The organism is Paenibacillus sp. FSL R10-2788, from assembly GCF_038003885.1.
Classification (GTDB): Bacteria; Bacillota; Bacilli; order Paenibacillales; family Paenibacillaceae; genus Paenibacillus_AQ; species Paenibacillus_AQ odorifer.
In genome coordinates, this window is record NZ_JBBOQA010000001.1 from 1,624,318 (window position 1) to 1,642,017 (window position 17,700).

General features: G+C 44.9%; 18 protein-coding genes. 9 read left to right on the top strand and 9 right to left on the bottom strand.

Annotated elements, in window-relative coordinates; all coding sequences use genetic code 11:
* Window positions 1-31 precede the first annotated feature (31 nt).
* Window positions 32-871, bottom strand: coding sequence for a carbohydrate ABC transporter permease (locus NSQ50_RS07105; RefSeq protein ID WP_036675762.1), 840 nt, complete (start codon window positions 869-871; stop codon window positions 32-34).
* Window positions 871-1,752: a carbohydrate ABC transporter permease gene (locus NSQ50_RS07110; RefSeq protein ID WP_038569413.1), complete on the bottom strand. Its 882-nt coding sequence runs from the start codon at window positions 1,750-1,752 to the stop codon at window positions 871-873. Before NSQ50_RS07110 ends, NSQ50_RS07105 begins: the two co-directional genes overlap by 1 nt.
* Window positions 1,753-2,015: 263 nt before the next feature.
* On the opposite strand from NSQ50_RS07110, the gene NSQ50_RS07115 reads away from it, so the two are divergent.
* The 4 genes from NSQ50_RS07115 to NSQ50_RS07130 all read left to right on the top strand — a co-directional run bounded on the left by NSQ50_RS07115 (window position 2,016) and on the right by NSQ50_RS07130 (window position 5,633).
* Window positions 2,016-2,486, top strand: a complete 471-nt coding sequence (locus NSQ50_RS07115; protein ID WP_076225217.1) for a VOC family protein — start codon at window positions 2,016-2,018, stop codon at window positions 2,484-2,486.
* Window positions 2,486-3,184, top strand: a complete 699-nt coding sequence (locus tag NSQ50_RS07120) for an SDR family oxidoreductase (protein WP_036675756.1) — start codon at window positions 2,486-2,488, stop codon at window positions 3,182-3,184. The genes NSQ50_RS07115 and NSQ50_RS07120 overlap by 1 nt, the downstream gene beginning before the upstream one ends.
* A gap of 304 nt (window positions 3,185-3,488) precedes the next feature.
* Complete coding sequence (locus tag NSQ50_RS07125) at window positions 3,489-4,322, top strand: metallophosphoesterase family protein (protein ID WP_076098875.1); 834 nt, start codon at window positions 3,489-3,491, stop codon at window positions 4,320-4,322.
* 150 nt (window positions 4,323-4,472) lie between these two features.
* Window positions 4,473-5,633, top strand: coding sequence for a serine hydrolase domain-containing protein (locus NSQ50_RS07130; protein ID WP_076225216.1), 1,161 nt, complete (start codon window positions 4,473-4,475; stop codon window positions 5,631-5,633).
* Between the two features lie 198 nt (window positions 5,634-5,831).
* Here NSQ50_RS07130 and NSQ50_RS07135 read toward each other — a convergent pair whose 3' ends face one another.
* Together NSQ50_RS07135 and NSQ50_RS07140 are read right to left on the bottom strand one after the other, a co-directional pair.
* A complete protein-coding gene (locus NSQ50_RS07135) occupies window positions 5,832-7,040 on the bottom strand; it encodes an MFS transporter (protein ID WP_076225215.1) in 1,209 nt (402 codons plus the stop codon).
* Window positions 7,041-7,158: 118 nt separating this feature from the next.
* Complete coding sequence (locus tag NSQ50_RS07140; protein WP_051490868.1) at window positions 7,159-8,334, bottom strand: serine hydrolase domain-containing protein; 1,176 nt, start codon at window positions 8,332-8,334, stop codon at window positions 7,159-7,161.
* A 171-nt stretch (window positions 8,335-8,505) separates the two neighbouring features.
* On the opposite strand from NSQ50_RS07140, the gene NSQ50_RS07145 reads away from it, so the two are divergent.
* Complete coding sequence (locus NSQ50_RS07145) at window positions 8,506-8,964, top strand: Lrp/AsnC family transcriptional regulator (RefSeq protein ID WP_036675753.1); 459 nt, start codon at window positions 8,506-8,508, stop codon at window positions 8,962-8,964.
* A gap of 123 nt (window positions 8,965-9,087) precedes the next feature.
* Here the strand turns inward: NSQ50_RS07145 and NSQ50_RS07150 are convergent, their stop codons facing one another.
* The gene (locus tag NSQ50_RS07150; protein ID WP_036675751.1) at window positions 9,088-9,936 is read right to left on the bottom strand and encodes an AraC family transcriptional regulator; all 849 of its coding nucleotides are present in this window, start codon (window positions 9,934-9,936) and stop codon (window positions 9,088-9,090) included.
* Window positions 9,937-10,207: 271 nt separating this feature from the next.
* Here NSQ50_RS07150 and NSQ50_RS07155 point away from each other — a divergent pair, with 271 nt between their 5' ends.
* From NSQ50_RS07155 to NSQ50_RS07170, 4 genes are all read left to right on the top strand, one after another.
* On the top strand, window positions 10,208-11,587 hold the full coding sequence (locus NSQ50_RS07155; protein WP_036675749.1) for an ABC transporter substrate-binding protein: 1,380 nt from the start codon (window positions 10,208-10,210) through the stop codon (window positions 11,585-11,587).
* Window positions 11,588-11,651: 64 nt separating this feature from the next.
* Window positions 11,652-12,554 (top strand): carbohydrate ABC transporter permease, encoded by a 903-nt coding sequence (locus NSQ50_RS07160; RefSeq protein WP_036675748.1) that lies wholly within the window; start codon window positions 11,652-11,654, stop codon window positions 12,552-12,554.
* A 14-nt stretch (window positions 12,555-12,568) separates the two neighbouring features.
* The gene (locus NSQ50_RS07165; protein WP_036675746.1) at window positions 12,569-13,423 is read left to right on the top strand and encodes a carbohydrate ABC transporter permease; all 855 of its coding nucleotides are present in this window, start codon (window positions 12,569-12,571) and stop codon (window positions 13,421-13,423) included.
* Window positions 13,424-13,461: 38 nt separating this feature from the next.
* Window positions 13,462-14,262, top strand: a complete 801-nt coding sequence (locus tag NSQ50_RS07170) for a histidinol-phosphatase HisJ family protein (protein ID WP_076225214.1) — start codon at window positions 13,462-13,464, stop codon at window positions 14,260-14,262.
* Between the two features lie 6 nt (window positions 14,263-14,268).
* On the opposite strand, the gene NSQ50_RS07175 is transcribed toward NSQ50_RS07170, so the two are convergent.
* From NSQ50_RS07175 to NSQ50_RS07190, 4 genes are all read right to left on the bottom strand, one after another.
* Complete coding sequence (locus NSQ50_RS07175; protein ID WP_256715473.1) at window positions 14,269-15,195, bottom strand: sensor histidine kinase; 927 nt, start codon at window positions 15,193-15,195, stop codon at window positions 14,269-14,271.
* A 20-nt stretch (window positions 15,196-15,215) separates the two neighbouring features.
* Window positions 15,216-15,977 carry an ABC transporter permease gene (locus NSQ50_RS07180; RefSeq protein ID WP_038569425.1) on the bottom strand — a complete coding sequence of 254 codons (762 nt, stop codon included), beginning with the start codon at window positions 15,975-15,977 and terminating at the stop codon, window positions 15,216-15,218.
* Window positions 15,970-16,893, bottom strand: a complete 924-nt coding sequence (locus tag NSQ50_RS07185; RefSeq protein WP_036675740.1) for an ABC transporter ATP-binding protein — start codon at window positions 16,891-16,893, stop codon at window positions 15,970-15,972. The genes NSQ50_RS07180 and NSQ50_RS07185 overlap by 8 nt, the downstream gene beginning before the upstream one ends.
* 82 nt (window positions 16,894-16,975) lie before the next feature.
* Window positions 16,976-17,668: a response regulator transcription factor gene (locus tag NSQ50_RS07190; RefSeq protein ID WP_076144497.1), complete on the bottom strand. Its 693-nt coding sequence runs from the start codon at window positions 17,666-17,668 to the stop codon at window positions 16,976-16,978.
* Window positions 17,669-17,700 lie beyond the last annotated feature (32 nt).

The window sequence follows — 17,700 nt, forward strand, 5'->3', positions numbered from 1 at the left end:
CATCCTCTCTGGCTGAAAGCAACATGTATCGTTAGCCCTTTACGGAGCCTTGGGCAATGCCTTCAATAATATATTTTTGCATTACTAGGAAAAAGATGACCACCGGCGTAATCCCGAGCACAAGTCCTGGAAGCGCCAAATCCCACTGCTTCGTATATTGTCCGAAAAAGCTATAAGTGGCGATGGGAATGGTGCGGAGCACCGGATCCTGCAGAATAAGCGATGGCATCAAGTAATCGTTCCAGATCCACAGGGTGTTCAGTATGATGACGGTGACGATAATCGGTTGCATAAGCGGAAGAACAATCCGGAAAAAGGTACCATAAGGACTGCTTCCATCTACTCTTGAAGCTTCCTCTATATCGAGAGGTACCGATTTGACGAAGCCGTGGAATAGAAAAACAGTCATCGGGGCGCCAAACCCAAGATACGCTAAAATCAAACCGGCGGTTGAATCCATGACGCCCAAGCCGCTGACGACCTGCACCAGCGGGATCATAATAGATTGAAATGGGATAACCATGGCGGCTACTAATGCAATATAGAGCACACGGTTATACAAGCTGTTGTTGCGGACCATTTTGTAAGCGCACATGGAGCAAAGGAATGCTAGCAGAATATTACTAATCACCGTGATGATAAAAGAGTTCAGGAAAGCGCGGGGGAAATTGGTAGCTTTCCAAGCTTCCGCGTAGTTGCTCCACTGGAGTGCTGAAGGCAGCGCAGCAGAGTCTGATAGTATTTCACTATAGCTTTTCACTGAGTTAGCCAGCAAAAAGTAAAATGGCACTAAAAATAGTAGTCCCAGCAGGATTACAATCACTTCGATGAGAAGCAGGGGGACATTAAATTTCTTGGCGGTAGTCTCCATTACAGCTCCACCTCTCTTTTCTTGGTTGCTCTAACCTGTAATAGGGAAATCAAAGCCACGATGACGAAGAAAACCATCGCTTTGGCCGAGCCCATTCCGAACCGACTGATGGTATAGGCTTCATTGTAAATATTCAAGGCTACAGATTCGGTAGCTTTAAAGGGTCCACCCTTGGTCAGCGACAGGTTGAGGTCAAACAGCTTAAAGGACCAAGAGATAGATAGAAATAGACAAACAGTTACAGCGGGCATGACCAGTGGAAGAGTGACATGGCGCAAGGCCTGAAAACGTCCGGCTCCATCCACTTTGGACGCTTCAATTAGGCTTTGGGGAACATTGTTGATAGCAGAGATGTAGATCACCATCAGATATCCCGCATTTTGCCAGACAAATACGATAACAATCGCCCAGAATGCTGTTCCTCCGGTGCCTAACCATGGAAGATTAAAGAAGGACCAGCCGGTGGCCTGCCCAATAGAGGAGAATCCTCTGACAAAAATAAACTGCCAAATAAACCCGAGCAAAAGTCCGCCAATGACATGCGGTACAAAAAATACCGTTCTCAGGACATTGCGTGTGAACAGTTTACGCGTCAGCACATAAGCGAGTGTGAAGCCAAGCAGATTGGTCAGCACTAGACCGAAGATAGTGAACTTCGCCGTGAACCAGAATGAATTAAGAAAGGAAGGGTCCTTGGTGAAAATATGTAGATAGTTCCGCAGCCCGGTCCACTCCACATGCCGCGAGATTCCGTTCCAGCTGGTAAATGAATAATAGAGTCCCAAAAAGAAAGGAATCAGCACAATAATAAAGAAAAACAAGGAAGTTGGCCCGACAAAAATAAACTGCTGCATCAGGCGTGATCTTTTTCTATGGTCCATCGTTCCTCACCCCTTTTGTTAATTTAAACTTTTCATTCTATAACCGAATTGGTCATTAACCGAAACAAAAAGTAACATCACGCACCAAATATTCTTAACCAGTTGCGGCATCTGGAGAGGTATAAATGCCTATGATAGCGCCGAAGTCGGCTGGACTTTCTCTGGATAATTTTCACTGGCCCGGAGCGATTTATTTTCAGGCTTGACAGCCTTTTCAAAGAATCGGTATGGTGGACTTGTCAGACAAATGGGAGGTAGAGTACATGTCAGGATGGCTTGGGAATCATTTTGTTACGCAGATTGGAATTTTGGTGAATGATGTTGAAAAGGTAAGCACGGCTTATGCGGAGTTTTTTGGACTGGAGAAGCCGGAAATTATCGTTACAGATACAGAAGATAAGGCGCAGACTCGGTATAATGGCGAGGCGACGGTGGCGCGGGCTAAGCTGGCTTTTTTTGATATGGGCTCCCTGCAGCTTGAGCTGATTGAGCCAGATCAGCAGCCCAGTACGTGGCGTGATTATTTGAATGAGCATGGTGAGGGACCTCATCATATTGCTTTTGTGGTTGAAGGAATGAAGGAGAAGATTACGCTGCTCGAAGGCAAAGGGTTCCCACTCCAGCAAAAGGGTGAGTATACCGGGGGGAGTTATGCTTATCTGGACACGTTCAAGGAGTTAAAGATGATTGTGGAACTGCTGGAGAACGATAAGGATAAAGGAGAGGATTTATAGTGAATATACTAATTACTGGTGCCGGACGTGGATTGGGTTATGAGCTGGCGGCTGAGGCATTGAAGCGGGGGCATGGAGTCATTGCCGGGGTTCGCCGTCCTGATCAGGAACAAACAGCACTATCCCAGCTTGCTGCGACCTATGGCGAGAAGCTGACTGTGGCCGCGCTGGACGTGACGGATGAAGAAGGAATCGCGGCGCTTGCTGCGAATCTGCAAGGACAAGGCCGGACACTTGGTGCCATTATTAATAATGCGGCGGTGCTGACCGCCAGGGACACACAGATTGAAGAGCTGGATTTCCAAGATATGCTTACCACGATGGATATTAATCTTTACGGACCGATGCGGGTGGTTAAGCATTTCTTGCCGCTGCTCACTGAACCCAAACTTTCGATTATCAATATATCGTCGGAAGCAGGCAGCATTACTAATGCTTATTCGGGAGACTATCCATATTCCATCTCCAAAACGGCACTTAATATGTTCTCACAGCAGCTGCATGTGTATTTAAAAGAACGCGGGGTACAAGTACTCGGCGTACATCCTGGCTGGATGCATACGGAGATGGGCGGGGCAGAGGCGCCAACGAATCCGACCCAAAGTGCTGAGGGCATCATGGACTTGATCGAGAAGCGGACAACACCGGAAGGTCATTTCATGTTTGTAGATTATACGGGTAAGGACATGAAGATTTAAGTAAGAGTGTTCTAACTAAAAGAGGTAACTCAATAGCCATTCGTGGCTTCTGAGTTACCTCTTTTTGATTTTTCTATATGCTTATTTATTTCTTAATCAATAAATAAGTCTATGAATGGTATTATATTATTCATTTCTATGGGACTAATTATAATCTCCCGTTTGGGACAAGCCGCATAAATGACCACAAAGTATAAGAGGAACTAATCTCCTAGATGAATCCATTGGTCCAAGAGTCCCTAAGGTAAAGCGAATATAAATACTACTATGATCCTTCATCCATTTTAAAAGAGGTGAATCTAAGATGAAAAGACAGGTGAAACCTAGTAGGAGAAGAAGACCTGCCTCCAGACTGCAGCCTAAACGTAGTTTAATTCTTAAGGCAAAAGCACAAATCATTAACTTTGCGGTTATTGGTGATAGTCATGTGGGGTATGGAAACAGCGCAAGCATTTTTAGGAATCTTTTGCCTAAAGCTGTGAATAGCGGGAATAAGAGATTTGTTATTTTTGGAGGAGATAATACGCAAGCGGGAGCTAATCATGGAAATAATGCGAATGCTTACTACAAGGACTTCAAGGATACGGTAACAAGCACGCTCGGGAGTATTCCTTATAAAGCATCTATAGGAAATTGGGAGGCAAGTACACAGTCCTTATTCAGACAATATTTAGGTGCTGATGAAGGGCAAATGAATTTCCCGGGTACTCAGGGGAAGGTCAAGTATGTATGGCTTAATTGTGCGCTTGGACGGTTCACTCCGGGTAGTATAAATTTGTTGAAAAATTTAGATGATAGTTTTTATTATATTATAGATTTTCATTGGCCCCTCAAAGTGAGCGGGATTACGGTGGACCCAACCCATGTATTAAGCGCATCGGAGACGAATAAGTTTTTTTCATCCATTCCTACAAAAGTGAGAGATAAGGTGCTAGCTATTTTTACGCATCATGGACATCTGTTTTACCAAAAACTTAGTAATATATATCCCGGTTACAACAAAACTAAATTTTTTGTATGCGGATGTTCCGGGGAATATAAATGCAAAACAAATGGCGATCGGGGTTATTACAATGCCACATTATCCATCAACGGGACAACATTTAATGTGGATGCTTTTAAGGTAGCGGTCAATTAGTAAAACAAAGCTAAGCTGATTTTCGGGAGAAGCCGGGGTCAGCTTTAGCAACAATTCAGGCACAGGATAATAGTAAGCTAGCAGGATTATTTAATATATTTGTATAATAGTTTATATATGTATTAAATGAATCATATTGGAGGGCTACCGATGAGAGGGTTAGTATTTAATTCTTTAGAACAGGCGGGTGTCTCGGCTTTTGGTGTGGAGCGCATTCGTACAGCCGCCGCGCAAATGGTTGAAGACAATATCACACCTGCGCAAGTTATTGTTGCTGCGAGAAAGGGGACGCTGCTGGTCCATCAAGCGAATGGAAAAACCGGCCCTGAAGCAGACGCAGCGGAATTAACCGTGGATACTATATTTCCACTCTGTTCCATAACAAAACTATTTACTGCAACCGCTATTATGATGTTAGTGGAACAAGGGAAAGTGGGTCTAAATAGGCCGGTTTCTGATTACATCCCCGAATTTACAGGGGAAAACAAAACAAAGGTATGCGTACATCATTTGTTGACACATACCTCTGGAATTGAGGTTGATGTGATTCGTTCTAATGGAATTGCCAAACAGGCGCAAGAGGAATATCCTCCACACGAACCTAATCAAGATCCAGAACTGCATAGTTACTTATATGGCGGTTATGATGCACCACTTAGCCATGAGCCAGGTACTGTGATGTCTTACTGTGGATATGGTTATGAGCTGTTGGGTGAAATCATACGGCGTGTTAGTGGACAAGCTTATGATGTATTCGTAAAGGAAACCATTTTTAAACCGCTGGGAATGAAAAATACATATTATCATGTGCCAATGGAAGTGCGGAACAGAGTAGTTAGACGTGCTCCTGAGGCAGCATGCGCGGAATGGGTAGACAGCGAATACAATTTGAATTCTGTATCTGCGGGGGGCGGCGCTTACTCAACGGCTATGGATTTGGCTGTTTTTGGCCAGATGTTCCTTAACGGTGGAATTTATAACGGAGTACGATTCCTTAGTCCGGTAACAGTAAAAGAAATGACCCGCAATCAAATTCCGGGCGTATCCTCACAATATAGAGATGAAGTTTTTCCTGAAGCGTACTGGGGATACGGATGGGCGATTAATGGCACGAAGCGTGACGGCGGAGATCTGCTCTCTCCTGATGCCTATTCACACTGGGGGGCGGCAGGTCCATTCCTCTGTGTGGATCCGATTTATCAGACGGTGACGGTTCATTTATCCGTTGAGCTGGATCACCAGAAGCCATTTAAAAATATGTATGTTGATTATTTCAATAATACCGTTCTGGCAGCGATCACAGATCTGTAATTCGCCCAAGGATCTGCAAGAATTTATCAAGGGTTGAATTTATCAAGGGTTGATTTTATAAAATCTAATATAAGAAAGCCAGTGGCATATATTAGTCCTATCTAATATGCACCACTGGCTTATTTTTTTAAAAATCTCTTGTTCAGCTACTGTTATCTGTAAACTCGATGATTGTGGCAGGATTTCTTATGTGTGTGCTTAACGCTTCCTTGAAGGAAATCCGTAATCTTTAGCACGCCACGCTACTAGCAGCGCAAGAATCAATAGTATAAACATTACCCACGGGAAGGAGCGGACACCAAGTGTTTCAATAAGAATCCCTCCCATCACGCCGCCACCGCCAATAGCTAGGTTCCATGCCGTCACCAACATCGATTGGGCCACATCTGCACTTTCGCCAGCGGTTTCGGCAACGGCTGTCTGTAGCAAAGTAGCCGCTCCTCCAAACGTCAACCCCCATACACCAACCACTAAATAGATCACTACGGGCTGGCTGCTACTAATGCTTAGTACAATGGATGACAAGGCGAAAGCAGCGAGGCTGATCAGAACCAATGGACGCAGCTTGCGGTCGATCAAAATACCGATGACCCAGATGCCAACAAGCGCTGTAATGCCGAAAATAAGCAGTACCAAGTCAACGCGCTGGGTTAGCCCGGCCTGAGTAAGATAAGGGGCAATGTAGGTATACAAGATGTTGTGTGCCAGTACCCATGCCAGAACAACAAACAGTACCGGCCGTACCCCCGGAATAACAAAAACCTTGTAGAGAGGGAGTCGCTTATCAGGGGCCTCTCCTGGATAGTCCGGTAGCTTCCAAAACACCCAAGCGATTAGCATCAGAGCCAATAGCGACATGATCCCGAAGATAGAGCGCCAGCCTACAAGGGTGCCAAGAAGTGTTCCCGCAGGGACACCGAGTGCCAGAGCGAGAGGCGTGCCAACCATGGCTACCGCCATTGCTCGTCCCTTGAGTGACTCCGGCACCATGCGCCGGGCGTAACCTGCTATCATCCCCCATAAGACTCCAGCGGATACGCCTGCGAAGAACCGAGCTGTCAGCGTAAGTATATAATTGGAAGAAAAAGTGGTGACGGTGTTGAATATGAGAAAACCAAGGATGCACATTAGTAGCAGTGGTCGCCGCCGCCATCCACGCGTCACGGTAGTTAAGGGGATCGCCGCCAACAGTGAACCCAGGGCGTACAAAGTGACAAGTTGACCTGCAAGGGCCTCGGAGACTCCAAGCCCGTCACCTATTTGGAGCAACAAGCCGGCCGGAATCGTTTCGGTAAGAATACAGATAAACCCCGTCATAGCTAGGGCGAGTAATCCAGCCCATGGCAGACGTTCAGAAGAGGGAGTGCTGGAGGCACTTTGTGTGGCAGAAGATGTGTTTTGGCTCATAGAGAAGCCCCTCTCTTATATAATTTTAGCAAACTCAATGATACACACGACGAATAGGTCTACTAGACAGAGCGCCTAGGCCCGTTTATTCCGGACCCAGGCACCTTGTGTTCTTGCTCTATTTATTACGTCTGTCATAAATGGCATCACAAAGGTCAACAGTAAACTGACCCGACATGCCTTCCAGTGCAGTATTAGTGAAAGCCACGACACTGAGGCGTTGCTTGGGATCGACGAACCACGAATGACCATAAGTGCCACCCATGCGCCAAGTACCCGGGGATTCCGGAGTGTCTGCGGCGACAGGATCCTTTAGTACCGTAATGCCTAGGCCAAAGCCTCGTCCTGGCCAGAAGGCCATTGGCAGATCACCGATCTGGTTGGTCGTCATATCGTGAACCAGTGACTCTGGTAGCAGCGGCGCTCCGCCCTTACGTAATGTTTCCAGCAGTTGCAAAAAGTCTCCGGCGCTGCCGACCATGCCAGATCCTCCAGAAGGATAGGCAGTAGTGTCAAATGCTCGGCTAGGGGCAAGCAGGAACCCAGCCGTTCCCTCCACAAAGGCAATACTGTCGGGCTCAAGTAAGGGCCGTGGCTCTGGAGTATCATTGGCATAGGAAGTGGCCAGCCGTTCTCGGTCAACTGCAATAAAACCCGTGTCGCTCATGCCAAGCGGCTTTGTCACGAGTGAATGTACAGCTTCACTAAGCGGTGTTTCTGTGACCTTTGCAATTACTGCTCCCAGTACATCTGTCGCGATGGAATATTTCCACTCGGTACCTGGCGTATAAAGGAGGGGGACAGAGGCAAGACGACGCAGGTTCTCTTCCAACGTGATGCCGGGCTGATCCATACCATCTGATACCCCTGCTGACTGATAGGAACCCTTCTCTTCTTGAAAAAATCGGTAAGACAGGCCTGCGGTGTGCGTCATCAAATGACGAATCGTCAAGGTCGCGAACTCGCCATTCTGCAAACGCGGCTGAAACTCTGGAAGCCAACGATCAACGCGGTCGTCCAGCTGTAGACGACCTTGCGCAACTAATACTAGGGCTGCCGTTGAAACGATAGGTTTAGTAACTGAAGCTAGCCGGAATAAGGCATCTTCTCGCATAAGTCGGCCTATCTCGCGGTCGGCAAAACCGGCAGCACGGCTATAAACCAGTTCCCCATCTATCATTACTTTAATGACAGCACCGACCAAACGCTTGTCAGCGAGGGTTCGATCGATTACTCTATCGATGCGACCTGATAAACATTCTGTATTTATTTTGTTTGAATCCAATATACTCATCTGTCTTCATCCCTTCGGAATAGTTAAAGCCAGGAACACTTTACTATGTAGGGTTATTATATATAACGAGTTATCTTGATTACATAAGGCAACTAAGTTAAATTAGCCTTATAACGGTTAATTACAGGCTAGTTAATATAGAACACCTTAAATTTAAAGGAGGCGATTTTGATGGACCATGTTGATAAGCAAATTCTTTTCCATCTTCAAAATCAAGCAAGAATTTCTATGACAGAGCTGGGGAAATGTGTCGGTTTATCGCAACCTGCGGTTACGGAGAGAGTTAGGCGTATGGAGGAAAAAGGCATCATCAGCGAATATCGCACCATAATTTCTCCTGAAAAGATTGGGAAACATGCTGCTGCCTACATGTTATTTCATTCTAGGGATTGTAATGCATTCCTTGATTTCTGCCGCTCAAGTCCTGATGTCGTCGAATGTTACCGTATAAGTGGGGAACACAACTACTTATTGAAAGTAGTAACCGACTCTACACGAGCCCTCGAGGAGTTCGGAAATCAATGTGATAAATACGGTACCTACACGATTCTAATCGTGATGTCATCGCCAATCGATCATAAATTTCTTATACCATCGCTTGAAGAAGCAAGCCTAAACTTACTGAGTTAGATTTTAAACATAATCCGTTAGCCTGTCGCAACAAAAAAAGACTCTTCTATATAAATAGAGGAGTCTTTTTGGTGTGGATATTGTAATAAAAATGATTGCAGCTGCTCCTTTTTCGTAGATACATCATGGACTCTCTATTTTATAAGTCTGGCGGTATTTTAATGGAGAAAGCCCGGTGATTTCCTTAAATACCCGACCAAAGTGAGTCATATTATCAAATCCAACATTTTCAGCTATCTTGGCTACTTTAAAGGCAGTATTAATTAACAAGGCACGAGCTTCCTTTATCCGCACATTATTCAAATATTCTGTAAAGGTGAAGCCTGTACTATCACGAAAAGTTTTGCAGAAGTAGGAAGGACTGATATAGAATCTGTTGGCAATATCGCGTATGGAATGACGTTGGTCGTAATAACGGTTGAGATAGTCAACAATTTCAAATATTTTTTTGTTCACTACACTGATTTCTTCAGTGATTGCAGGAGGCATCGCTTCCTGGTGGCGATAAATATAAATAAGCAGCTCAAACATAAGTGTTTTTAGATAGAATTCATAGCCGGGAGGTTGCTTCGTAAATTCAGAGACCATTTTATTGAATAATTTCTCGATAAAGTTTTGTTCAGAACCATTAAATCGAAGCAGATGACAATCTCGTGTAAAAGTGGACAGCAAATCAAGCGTCTTATTGTTCGGAAACAGATCTTCGAGGAACTCGCGTTTAAATACAAGTGTTATTCGTTCAAAGGTCTCCCCACTCGAATTGACAAGCTTATGAATTTTATTGATGTCAATCAGCAATAGAGAACCCCCGACAACCTGATAAGCCTTATCCTCTATGAAATAGCAAATATCCCCCGAAACCATGTAAAAAACCTCATAACCGTTATGGTAATGTCGTGTAGGCATGCTGGATTGACTTTTTTTCTCTCGACTGATGTCGAATTTTTGTACTTCATAAAAATTGGTTTCCATTTGCTATCCCTCCCAATTTAGTTGTATGTCAACTATATTAACAAGAATATATGCAGAAAAACAATATATTTAGTGAATATATGTGCTGAAAATCATATTTTTAGACGCTATGATGAAGTTGTTCCAAATGGTTTAGCAAAGAGGGGGGTGAAGAGAAAATTAGAATGTTATCTAAATTATCGAATTGTGTAATCTATATGTAAACTTATGCTGAAATTAGAGATACTTTGAACGATTTTAAACGAAAAATGAAAAAAGGTGGGACATAAAAATGAAATCTCAATTCTTAAAAAAGAACCTTCTTTCTACATTTCTACCCGTTGCAGTTCTCGGAATGTCATTGTCGGCATGTGCCGGATCTGGTGATAAGGAATCTACTATCGACCCTTCAGGTGTGCAGAGTAATAAGGGAGAGACAGTAGAGATTAATTGGGTGATGGCTGCAGATCCGGATAAAAAAGCTTGGCAAGACGAGACGATTGCTTCGTTCGAAGCCACTCATCCTAATATTAAAGTTCATCTTGAGAATATTCCGTATGATCAGTTCGATCAGAAATTGACCACTATGATCTCAAGCGGCAACGCTCCTGATGTGTGGAATCCGAACCAGGCGGACAGCGGCTTTGCTACTTATATGAAGATGGGTGCCCTGAAGGACTTAACGCCTTACATTGAAAAAGGGGCTCCAGAGCTGGATACGATGGATAAGGATTTGCTGGATGTATATAAAATTGATGATAAATTTTTCGGAATTCCGCTTGTCAGCAATGCGACGTATCTGTTTTACAATAAGGATTTATTCGATCAGCAGGGTATTCCTTATCCAACAACGGACTGGGATGACACTTCATGGAACTACGATAAAATGTTAGAAATTGCTCAAAAGCTTTCTCATGATGTAGGTAATGTGCGCAAGCAGGTATTCGGATTTGCAAGCGGCCTTAGTCCGAATGCTATGGCTTGGTCATTTGGCGGTGATTTTTTTAAGCCAGAAGCGTATACCTCAGGGGTTATGGGGGAGCCGGATCTACTTAATGACAAAAATATTGAAGCGTTACAATTTAACCTCGATTTAATTAACAAGTATAAGGTTGCACCGGACCAACAGACTGTGTCTGCCGCGGCTCAGCTTGGAGATGTGTTCATGACGGGGAAAGTTGCCATGTACATTAATGGAGGTTGGGGATTGGGTTCTTATGAAAAAGCGGACTTTCGCTGGGGTGTCGCAGCTGTTCCCTACCATGATGGCCGCAAAGTGACACTTTTTGTGGACCCATGGAGCATCTCAAACTCAAGTAAACATCCGGATGAAGCCTGGGAATTTGTCAGATATCTGGCCGATCCCAAAACCGATGGAGGCGCCTATCGCTATATGAATGATGTCGGTAGAACGCCAGCGGACAGCAGCTTGTTTGAACTGTGGTACGAAAAAATATCCTCGCAGATTGGGATGGATAAAGCGGAATTCAAACAAGTCCATGAGGGTGCTATTAAGTATGGACGTGAAGCTGAAAATCATCTGATCGTAAAGTTCAATACGATTCTAGAAACCATGAACCAGACCATGTCTTCTGTATGGAATGGAAGTAAAGATTTGAAAGATGGACTGAAGGAAGTGGATCAGAACCTCCGTTCACTCAAACTGGATTAACTAGAACTGGAAGGATAAGCGGCCGCTAATCGCAGACTAGCCGGCCGCGTAAGGAGGATGATTCATGAAGCGAATGGCAACTGAGAGTAAGCGGGAGGAACGCGCCTTCTGGATGTTTATTATGCCGTGGTTTATCGGTTTCATATTGTTTACTGGCGGACCGATCATCGTGTCGCTAATGTTAAGTTTCTCCGAATACAATGTAATTTCGTCTCCTGAATTTATAGGGTTTGATAATTTCAGGCTGTTATTTCAGGATAGGCTGTTCTACAAATCGTTATCTGTCACCATCTATTATTCCTTATTGTCCGTACCCTTTACCATTGTATCTTCGTTGGTGATTGCCCTGCTGCTGAATCAGAAGGTTCGAGGACAGTCATTACTTCGTACGCTGTATTATGCGCCAAGTGTTATTTCCGGGGTGGCTGTGTCTTTCCTGTGGTCTTGGCTGCTTAACCCGACCTTCGGGGTAGTCAATTCCTTACTCTATGACTGGTTTGGTGTGGAAGGTCCAGGCTGGTTCACGAGCCCGGGGACGGTCGTCCCATCTATGGTTCTGATGCAATTAACGGCGTCAGGTTCAACCATGGTGATATTCCTAGCTTCCTTGCAATCTCTTCCGAGTGATCTATATGAAGCGGCGTCAATCGAAGGAGCAGGTGTGTGGAAAAAGTTCTACAAAATTACACTTCCGCTCATTTCGCCGGTGGTTTTGTTCAATACGATTATTGCAATGATCGCTTCCCTGCAAGTATTTACTGAATCCTACGTCATTACGAAAGGCGGACCGGACTGGAGTTCATATTTCTATGTATACTACTTGTTTGATACAGCCTTTAAACAATTTCGGATGGGTTATGCCTCTGCTCAGGCCTGGATTCTATTTATCATCCTTTTTACACTGACTCTTGTATTCATGTGGAGTTCGAAGCGGTTTGTCCACTATGAATATGACTCTAAAAGATAGGAGGGATTCACATCATGAGACAGCGAAGTTTTTTACACGGCAAGCTGAAGCCCATTCAGAAGATACTGTTATATCTAATCCTTTATGGCGGCGTTATTCTTTTCGCATTCCCGTTATTCTGGATGTTGGTCACCTCGCTAAAAACCATGGGCGACATTCATAAAGTCCCGATGATATGGCTGCCATCCTCTATTCAATGGAGTAATTATAAGCAAATTTTCATAGATGCTCCAATGGGGCGATATTTATTGAATTCGGTAGGCTACACATGTATCTCAGTATTTGGGACTGTGCTTGCCTCCTCTATGGCTGCGTTTGCGTTCGCTCGTCTTCGTGCCCGTGGAAATATGCTTCTGTTTGTGCTTGTACTCAGCACAATGATGATCCCGTCACAAGTGACTTTGATTCCTCAATATTTGTTATTTAATCAAATTCATTGGACAAATTCTTATTTGCCGCTTATCGTTCCGGCATTTACAGGCAGTGCATTTGTTATCTTTTTGCTACGCCAATTCTATCTTGGGATCTCTAGGGAAATGGATGAGGCAGTTAAGATAGATGGTGGAGGACATCTGGTCATGTATTGGAGAATTCTCCTGCCCTTGTCGGCACCGGCGCTCGCTACATCGGCTGTTCTAGAAATCATGTCCCGTTGGAATGATTTATTTGGTCCACTTATTTATTTAAGTGAAAGCAGTCAATATCCTCTTTCACTAGGATTAGCAAATTTCACAGCCGCATATGGACAAACACCATGGAATCTGTTGATGGCAGCATCTGTGGTAACCGTCTTTCCGTTGCTGTTATTGTTCTTTTTTGCTCAAAAAGTATTTATTCAAGGAATTGTTATTTCTGGATCGAAAGGTTAACGCGAATCATAAAAAAGTTTATTACCTGGAGGGAACTTATGAAGTTTGATTATCATACACATCATAATCGTTGCGGGCACGCAACAGGAACAGTAAGAGATTATGTAATTGCAGCCATTGAAAAGGGATTACAGGTTATTGGAATCTCAGATCATACTCCTGCATTTGCGCTGGAGGAAGACCTGCCCTGGCCCGGAGGAGCTATGGCGAAGAGTGAATTTCCTACATACGTGGATGAGGTTCTAGCTTTAAAAAAAGAATTTGCGGGACAGATTGATGTAATGCTGGGGATTGAAGCGGACTTTTTGCCTGATTCCCTGGATATATATCGTAGTGTCATCGCCAGTTATCCCTTTGATTATGTGATTGGTTCGATTCATAATTTCGGCGGAATCAGCATTTACGATGGAGAATACTGGGACGGATTGGATCAGGCGGGGAAACTTGCGACCAAAAATCTGTATTATGATTATGTCTCTCAATCGGCTAAAAGTGGCTTATACGACATACTAGGCCATGTGGATGCTTTAAAGCGGTATTTTCCCGGTTATTCCGGCTTGTGGACAGAAGCGCTGGATTTCACCCTGCAAACCGTTGCAGCAAGTGACGTAGTTCTCGAAATTAATACTTCTGACGATAACTGTGTCCCAGATACGGCTTTTCTAGAAAGAGCTCTGTTTCATGGTGTGAAGGTCACGATTGGATCAGATGCACATGAACCCGAACGGGTGGGAGATCAGTTCGAAGAAGTCCGGAAAAACCTGCAGGCCATTGGCTATCGGGAATGGGCTACATTCCATAAACGGGTTAGAACAATGGTTAGTCTAGACCAAATATAAAATGAATTAAGTAGCCAAGCTAATGCCGGCATCACCTAGTTTCCAACGGCAGGTCATTATCAGCTGATCATCCTCCAGTTCGGCTGTCAGCGTGCCACCCATTTTATTCATCAGACTTTTGGCGATGGAGAGACCCAGCCCGGAGGCTTGAGAAGATCGGGTACGGTCTGCGGTATAGAATCGGTCAAATAAGAGGTTAACGTCGCTTCCGGCTAGTTCCTTCGCATCGTTTACTATCGTTAAATCAGCTGTTTCCTGCCGTCGTTCGAAACGGATTTCCACATACCCGGTCGCGTGTTTGACCGTATTGACAAGTAAATTCTCGACAACTCTCCGCACAGCGGATTCATCGGCGTATACGGGTACATTTTCCTCAGGTAGCCGTATATCCGGTGTAATATTGCGTTCGTTGAAGGAATCGTAAAATCCGACCAGAATTTCCGAGAGCAGGGCCGTCATCCCAAGCTTTTCGGTATGTAGAGGATAATCTAGCGATTCGATCAAGGAAAGCTCAAAAAAATCATTCAGCAGCGCCTGCAGCCGTTTCGTCCGATTTTTAACGATGGCAACATATTCAAGCTTTTCATCAGGGGTAATAGACTCATCCTCCAACAGTTGAATATAACCGAAGATGGAGGTGAGGGGTGTACGGATATCATGTGAAATATTCGCAACAGCCTGACGGAATTCTTGTTCGACACGTTTTCGCTGGGCATCCGCTTCGACGATTAAATCAGATTGACGATTGATTTGTCCCGCAAGCGCCTCAAGCTTCTGGTCGAATAGAGCCACATCAATTTTTTTACCGGTTGCTCGCTCATTGTAGGTATGCAATTGCCCTGTTATCCGCCCTAGCTCTCGCCTTAGCATCAACAAACGGAAAAGCAGGAGAGCTCCTGCCGCAAACAATATGATTGTCAGAATAAGCAACACTCTCCTGCACCTCCTATTTGTTATTTGATTTCTTTTCGGTGGAATACGAGAATACCGAGTACCCCGGAAACGGCTATTGTCAACAACGGTACAAGTAAAAGCGCTGGCCAATCTCCACTGTCGATACTGGGCTTACCGATATCGCTCACCAGTTTGAAGATGGAATAATCATACAAATTACTAAAGAAAGAGATCTTTGAACCTATACTAGCCAAAACCGTATCAATCATAAGGAAGAAAATCATTGAGAAGCCGATAGTTTTGCCGCTGTCGGTTAGGATTACGGTGAACAGCGCCCCGATGGCTGCGTAACCAGCTGTGTACAACAGGGTTAGCCCGAGGGCTCGCGGTATAAAAAGTGTAGTGCTTCCTTCCGGCAGATGACCGAAGCCCGAAAGCAGCGTGACTTCGACTGTGCTGACAATAGGAAAGACGAGCGAAATCGCCATGGCCCCAACTGCGAATACGATTAGTTTTGCCGCGAACAGCCGGCCTCTGGTGTTGCCCGAAGATGCGATCGTCTTCATGACCCCTGTGGAATATTCGTTAGAGATAAAGAATCCAGCCAGAATGGCTACGCCGAATTTAATAATGTAGGCATTGCTTGAAATAAAGGTAGTCAGAAATTCAGCACCGGTGATCTGAGGTTCCCCATTGGACCGATGATCAAAATAATATAGCAATGGGTAAGCAAGTGAGAGGACGGAAAGTGCCAATAGAAAAGTCCAAAATGATCTATTCTTACGGAGCTTGAAAAACTCAACTCTGATCAGATTATACATTTGGATTCCCCCCAATTCGCTTCGTAAAATAACTTTCCAAGTCTTCACCCATAGGCATAAACTTCTCGATCTCGAGGCCGGCAGAGAATAACGCTGTTGATACTTTGCCTGGCTGCTCAATGCGGCTATACAACTTGATGGTTCCATCCTGCATCACTTCGAAATCGGCCGTACCCAGCTCGTTCTGAATGACGGCTGTTGCCTTGCCCGGATCATCCACTTTGATAAACAAATACTGCTGACATTTCTCGTTTAATTCCTCCGCAGTGAGTTGTTCAAGCAACTGACCGCGATGAATAATGCCATAATGACTTGCCATTAAATGCAGCTCACTTAGAATATGACTTGAGATCATTATCGTAATGCCAAGCTCACGGTTTAGTCGCTTGAGCAGTTCGCGCATTTCGACGACACCCATCGGATCCAACCCATTGGTCGGCTCGTCCAGAATCAGAAATTCTGGATCTCCCAGCAAGGCGATGGCAAGACCTAACCGCTGCTTCATTCCAAGTGAGAAATTTTTGGCTTTCTTCTTGCCGGCGCCCTGCAGTCCAACTTGTTCTAGCATTCTAGGAACGCAATCTTTGCCGGGAATACCGCGTAGAATCCGGTTTGCTTCTAAATTTTCGCTTGCAGTCATATGGGGGAACAAAGCGGGGCTCTCGATAATCGAGCCGATTCGCTTACGAGCCTGGATCAAGGCCTGCTCTTCACTGGCTCCGAACAGCTCGATCGTCCCCTGAGTCGGAAAAGCAAGTCCGGTCACAATCCTGATTAATGTTGATTTTCCAGCTCCGTTTTGCCCAATAAAACCATAAATAGAGCCTTTACGGATTGACAAATTGACTTTGTCCAGCGCCGTATGGCCCTTGAACTTTTTGGATAGTTGATTTGTTTTTAATACATACTCGTACATCTCGTCTTGGCCTCCTTTTCGTGATAGACCAAGTATAGAATTGAAAACATAAGAAGAGCTAAAGCCAAATCTTAAGAATGTCTTAAGGCTTGAGCCGATAACCTATGCCCCATACCGTCTCGATAAATTCGCTTCCTGGTGCGGCCTTGGTTAGCTTGCTGCGCAAATTGCTCATGTGGACATTGACCGTATTGTCGTCCCCGAAATATGGCTCGTGCCAGACTCTTTCATACAAATTCGCTTTCGTAAACACCTTTTTTGGGGCCGACAAAAGTAACGAGAGAATCTCAAACTCTAGAGCTGTGAGCGTCAGTTCCGCACCATTTGCCGTAACCGACATCGCATCTCGATGAAGTACAAGGCCCTGATGCTGGAGCACGTTAGGCAAAGCCGATTGCGCAATCCGCGAATACAAACGTAGATGAGAATCGATCCGTGCAGAGACTTCTTCAACATCGAAGGGTTTTGTAATGAAATCATCCGCCCCCGCCCGTAGGGCAGACACCTTGGTCTGGGGCTCACCCTTGGCGGAAATGATAATTACCGACATATCGTCCCGCCCGGCAATCCTCTCAAGTAGTTCCTCTCCCGACATGCCAGGCAGCATCAGATCCAGTAGCAGCATGCTCCATTGACGTTGCTCCAGATAGAGAAGTGCCTCCGTTCCCGAGTAAGCGGGTTGGGGAATGTAGCCGCTTTTCTTAATAATGCTGCACAGCAATCGGTTGATGTCGCTGTCGTCCTCAGCAACAAGAATATGTATCGGGTTATTCATTTAATCTCCTTTTTCCACCTAAAATAGGTCGT